Below are 4,367 nucleotides of genomic sequence, written 5' to 3'. Positions count from 1 at the left end.
CTCAGGCAGTCGGCCATGGCGGGGGCGGCCTTTGTGCCGCTGGATGCCGCCACCACACCTTATGAAACGCACTGCCTCTGGAAAACCGCACGCGACCACCAGGCGCTGGCCGCTTTTGTGAAGGCGGTGCGCGCAATCGCCCCGGCGACGAAGGCATGAGGATTCCATCCCGCCCAGGTGCCCTGGCGAATGACCTTGGTAAAAATATGTCCACCGCTGGGGGCGTAAAGCTGTCACCATGGGGCAGTTCATAGTCTTCAGGAGAACGGCATCAACCCGTATATCTGGTGTTTGGTGGGTGCCCTTCTCGGCGGGGCCGCCTGCCTGCTCGCGGGCACCCGCGAAAAAATCCTCATCCTCGAAAGCCTCGGCGTCGGCATGTTCGGCGCTTTCATCGGCGGCGACTTCGTGGCCGCCCTGCTCAGCAAGGGCGCCACCAACGACAAGGTCTTCAGCATGGGCTCGCTCGGCCTGGCCGTGGCCGGCGGCCTTCTGGCGCTGGCCCTGCTGCGGTTGATGCGCCGTGCAGTCGGTCCCCAGCACGTCACCAAAGGCCCGCGCCGGCGCGACTGAACCGGAYGCTTTCCAGTTCGCTTCAGGGGCAATGTGTGGGCCTCTCCGCGGGTCCGCGGGCCCCGGCGTAAGATTGCCGCTCCCCGTACGACCAACGGATTTCAGCGGAGATTTCCATGCCTTCTTCCCCCCAAACCATCACGCTCGGCGGCGGCTGCTTCTGGTGCACCGAGGCGGTGTATGTCAAGGTGCGCGGTGTTACCGACGTGGAGTCGGGTTACAGCAACGGCCAGGCCGCACGGCCCAGCTATGAAGAGGTCTGCACGGGCCGCACCGGCAGCAACGAGGTCGTCAAACTTACCTACGACCCGGCCGACATCACGCTGCGCGAGATCCTCGAAATTTTCTTCGTCATCCACGACCCGACGAGCCTGAACCGCCAGGGCAACGACGCCGGCACGCAATACCGCAGCGGCATCTATTACTCAACGCCTGAGCAGAAAGCGGAGATCGACGACTTCATCCGTCAGGTCAGCCAGGACAAAACCTTTGGCAAACCCATCGTCACCGAAGTGCTGCCGCTCGAAAACTACTGGCCCGCCGAGTCCTACCACCAGGACTATTTTGAGAACAACCCCAACCAGGGTTACTGCGCGTTCGTGGTCGGCCCCAAGGTCGACAAATTCCGCAAGACCTTTGCGTCACGTGTGAAGGATTGAATGGGTTGGAGCGTGAGTGCTGTTAGTTTGCTATCAAATAGATAGCTGATTGCGCTTGTCAGTATTGGTCTGATGCCGTTTTTAATGCTGAAAAACCATGTTTTCCGGCCGTTGGGGCTGTTTGAAATCATTTTTTCGGGTTTTCAAACGGGTTTTAGCCCGTTTTGAAGCAAAAAAGCCCTTCGTTTAGCCATCAAATTGGCCTGCAAGCCAATAGGGGCGAGCGCAAGCAGCTATTAAATAGATAGCAATGTCGGCACCTTGCGGCAAGCCGTAGCCACCCCGCAACGGYGCTGGCCCGGCCCATCCGGGCTCAAGCCCGCCGCTGCGCGAAATAAAACCACTCCTGGCCCACTTCCCCCCGCGGATTCGGAAACACCACAAAGCCGTCCGCCGGCGCGGCAATAGGTGCGCCGCCATTTCGCGTGCCAATGGCCTCGCCGGCTTTCACGGCGTCGAAGCTGCGCCACTCGCGCGTGAAGGTGTCGCCGGCATGCTCGCGATCCACCACGTCAACGAGGCGCAGGATCTCGCGCGCCATCGGCACCGGCGCGGGTTTCTGGGTAATCAGCCCCAGCAGGCCCAGCGTCTGCTGAATTGCATGCCGCGCCACCTGCACCGCCTGCGGGTCGTCATGCTGGCCGCACTCCAGCGTCACGCCGTAGCCGCCGCGTGAGCGCATGTATTCGGTCGTGCCTACGCCGTAGTTCGGGTCGGTCACCAATGTCTGCGCGCGGGCGCCCCCCGCAGCGCCCGCAGCCGTTGCCGCGCGCCGCTGCACGCCCCGGGCGTACGTCTCCAGCCAGCCTTCCACGATTCGGTGCGGCCCGGTGTGCAGCGCCAGTTGCATTTCTTCCGCGGCATGGTCAAAGGGCTCCAGCGCCCCCGTGTTGTTCTGCGGGCCGATCATCACAAACGGCGCACCGCCCGTGTGAAAAGAGTGCAGGTCCAGCAACACGTCATGCGCATCCAGCAGCGGGCACAGCACGTTCGCGATGCGGTCCTCAAAGTCCTGCGGAATTGCACTCGGCGCCATGTTGCGGTTGAGGTTGCGCTCACCCATGCGCTGCTTGAGCCGGTAGGCTAGCGGGTTGGTCACGGGCACAAAAGTCACGGTGCCGCGCTCAATGCCCAGCTTGCCGTTGTCGATTTCTTCCATCAGCTGTGTGATGGCGCGCGTGCCGCAGGTTTCATTGCCGTGTACGGCGCCGGTGACCAGCAGGCGCGGACCGGGGGCGAGGCCGTGGAAGGTGTGGCTGCGCAGGTGGGTAGGGTGGGGGCTAGGGGTGGAAGTCATGGGGTGTGCACCTCTGGGGGTGATAAACGTGGATGGCGTTGATGGCTTGGTTATACAGCGGTTTCGGCGGAGGCAAGAACGTTGTTCGCGCGAGTCCCTCATGCGTTTGGGGGATGGTGTTGTTTGGCTTCGAACCTATGATCGTGGGCAGTTGGCAACCATGCACCTGTCTTCAACCTTGTTGGAATCGCAAGCATGCGGCAAGCTTCGGTTTGCGGCTTAACTTCTAATAAAAGCGCTGGAAAGACCGTGATGCACATAGTTTTCTGGATTGGATGGATCGCATTGGGATACGCTGCCTGGTCCGCGTGGCTGCAACGCGCGTGCCCCCACGCAGGTTGCAGCTTCATCCTGGTGATGCCGCAACTGCTGGAGCTGATCGTGCCATTCATGGTTTGGGGAGCAGTTGGCGTGGCGGCATCCATTGGCATTAATCTGATGCGCGGCCGGCGCAGATCGCCAGCTGCAAGCAAGGTGGGGGTAGAACCTTCGCCACTGCCCGATGCGGTGCAAGCACCAGTGAGTGCTGAAGCGTTGATGCATGAGCTAGGCATCACATTCGATGGACGCCTGTATGGGTTTCGTGAGTACCGTTATGAAAAACTGGCGGATGCCATTGCCTATGCAAGACTTGCGGGGCGACGCGACGACTGATCCCAATCGGCGTCCGGTGGCAGAGTGCGGTTGGTCCGTCGTGCCTATGATGTCGGTGTTCGCACACTCTGAACATCTCATGTTCAATACGGAGGCAGCATGGACACCGATCTTGAAGGCTTGTCGCGTGAACAACTCATTGTGGAAGTCAAAAAACTCCGCCAGGGTATTCGCGAGCACCGCGACAGCACGGGCCACGAGTTGTGCTGGCATCATCCGGCGCTGTGGGCGCTGCTGCCGGAGAGAACCGACCCTGTGCCCGTCGTACCTGACTGGCCGCAGTTCTTTCGCGGCTGCATCCGCTACCGCCAGTCGCTGGATGAACAGTTGCCGGATGCGCCGCGAAGTAATGAACCCTATCGCGACTGAACACATTTGACTGTCGATATCCGCGTATTCGTGGCGCGCTGCAAACGGCCAGATTTTCGAGAGCAAAAAATGAGTGAGATTGGCAATGAACTTCACCGTTGATCGTTTGGTGTCATGGGTGCTGATCCCGCTTTTAGTGGCCCTGCCTCTGGCTTTTTTCATGTGCTACGGAGCGCTTGATCACAACCCGCAGGAAGAGTTCTGTGCTTATGTGGCCCGCGGCGTATCTGCAAATTATTCAGTCCAGGGCGAAAACTGCAACATCAAATGGGGTGCAACAGGTCTGTTGTTTGCGGTCTGGCTTTTTGCCCAGCTGGCGGTTTTGACGGTGGTGCGCTTGATGTTGTCAGCGTTTCGCAATGTTTGATGTCAGCGCGGTTTTCCTGATTCAGCCGTTTTATTTCCTGCTCAGTTCAGCCTGATTCCCGCCACCAGCTGCATCACGTTGTGCCGCATCAGCTTGAGGTAGGTGTCAGCTGGGCCACCAGCTTTTGACAGGGCGTCGACATACAGCGCGGGGCCGGGTGTCACACCCGCGTCCTTGCTCAGTTGGGCGAGCAGCTTGGGGTTGCTCATGTTTTCAAAAAACACGGCCTTGATCTTTTCGCGCTGGATCTGCCGGATCAGTTGGGCGACTTCTTTGGCGCTGGGTTCGGCTTCGGTGGAAATTCCTTGTGGCGCCAGGAAGCTGACCTGGTAGTGCGCGCCGAAATAACCGAAGGCGTCGTGTGAGGTGATGACCTTGCGTTTGGCGGCGGGGACGGCGCTGAGCTGCTCTTTGGCCCAGGTGTCGAGTGCCTGCAATTCCTTCACGT

The 4,367-nt window shown here is 60.2% G+C and carries 7 protein-coding genes; 5 read left to right on the top strand and 2 right to left on the bottom strand.

The window, feature by feature from the left end; all coding sequences use genetic code 11:
- The first annotated feature begins 294 nt into the window (after window positions 1-294).
- Window positions 295-573: a hypothetical protein gene (locus AC1D1P_RS15610; protein ID WP_477668048.1), complete on the top strand. Its 279-nt coding sequence runs from the start codon at window positions 295-297 to the stop codon at window positions 571-573.
- Between the two features lie 116 nt (window positions 574-689).
- Entirely contained in the window at window positions 690-1,232 is a 543-nt protein-coding gene (gene msrA, locus AC1D1P_RS15605) for a peptide-methionine (S)-S-oxide reductase MsrA (protein ID WP_457279947.1), read from the top strand.
- Window positions 1,233-1,545: 313 nt separating this feature from the next.
- Here msrA and AC1D1P_RS15600 read toward each other — a convergent pair whose 3' ends face one another.
- Window positions 1,546-2,529 (bottom strand): M14 family metallopeptidase, encoded by a 984-nt coding sequence (locus AC1D1P_RS15600; protein WP_477668047.1) that lies wholly within the window; start codon window positions 2,527-2,529, stop codon window positions 1,546-1,548.
- A 195-nt stretch (window positions 2,530-2,724) separates the two neighbouring features.
- On the opposite strand from AC1D1P_RS15600, the gene AC1D1P_RS15595 reads away from it, so the two are divergent.
- The 3 genes from AC1D1P_RS15595 to AC1D1P_RS15585 all read left to right on the top strand — a co-directional run bounded on the left by AC1D1P_RS15595 (window position 2,725) and on the right by AC1D1P_RS15585 (window position 3,919).
- Complete coding sequence (locus AC1D1P_RS15595; RefSeq protein ID WP_477668046.1) at window positions 2,725-3,183, top strand: hypothetical protein; 459 nt, start codon at window positions 2,725-2,727, stop codon at window positions 3,181-3,183.
- A 99-nt stretch (window positions 3,184-3,282) separates the two neighbouring features.
- The gene (locus AC1D1P_RS15590; protein WP_477668045.1) at window positions 3,283-3,552 is read left to right on the top strand and encodes a hypothetical protein; all 270 of its coding nucleotides are present in this window, start codon (window positions 3,283-3,285) and stop codon (window positions 3,550-3,552) included.
- 85 nt (window positions 3,553-3,637) lie between these two features.
- Window positions 3,638-3,919, top strand: a complete 282-nt coding sequence (locus tag AC1D1P_RS15585; RefSeq protein ID WP_477668044.1) for a hypothetical protein — start codon at window positions 3,638-3,640, stop codon at window positions 3,917-3,919.
- A gap of 41 nt (window positions 3,920-3,960) precedes the next feature.
- On the opposite strand, the gene AC1D1P_RS15580 is transcribed toward AC1D1P_RS15585, so the two are convergent.
- Window positions 3,961-4,367 (bottom strand): metal ABC transporter solute-binding protein, Zn/Mn family (locus tag AC1D1P_RS15580; protein WP_477673608.1); only part of this gene is annotated, 407 nt, incomplete at its 5' end.

Source organism: Polaromonas sp. P1_E1_2 (assembly GCF_056406035.1).
This window is presented reverse-complemented; position numbering and strand designations above follow the sequence as displayed.

Excerpts from the sequence above, each read along its gene's own strand:
- msrA (WP_457279947.1), top strand. The coding sequence starts at position 690 with ATGCCTTCTTCCCCCCAAACCATCACGCTCGGCGGCGGCTGCTTCTGG.
- AC1D1P_RS15600 (WP_477668047.1), bottom strand. The coding sequence starts at position 2,529 with ATGACTTCCACCCCTAGCCCCCACCCTACCCACCTGCGCAGCCACACC.
- AC1D1P_RS15595 (WP_477668046.1), top strand. The coding sequence starts at position 2,725 with ATGCGGCAAGCTTCGGTTTGCGGCTTAACTTCTAATAAAAGCGCTGGA.
- AC1D1P_RS15590 (WP_477668045.1), top strand. The coding sequence starts at position 3,283 with ATGGACACCGATCTTGAAGGCTTGTCGCGTGAACAACTCATTGTGGAA.
- AC1D1P_RS15585 (WP_477668044.1), top strand. The coding sequence starts at position 3,638 with ATGAACTTCACCGTTGATCGTTTGGTGTCATGGGTGCTGATCCCGCTT.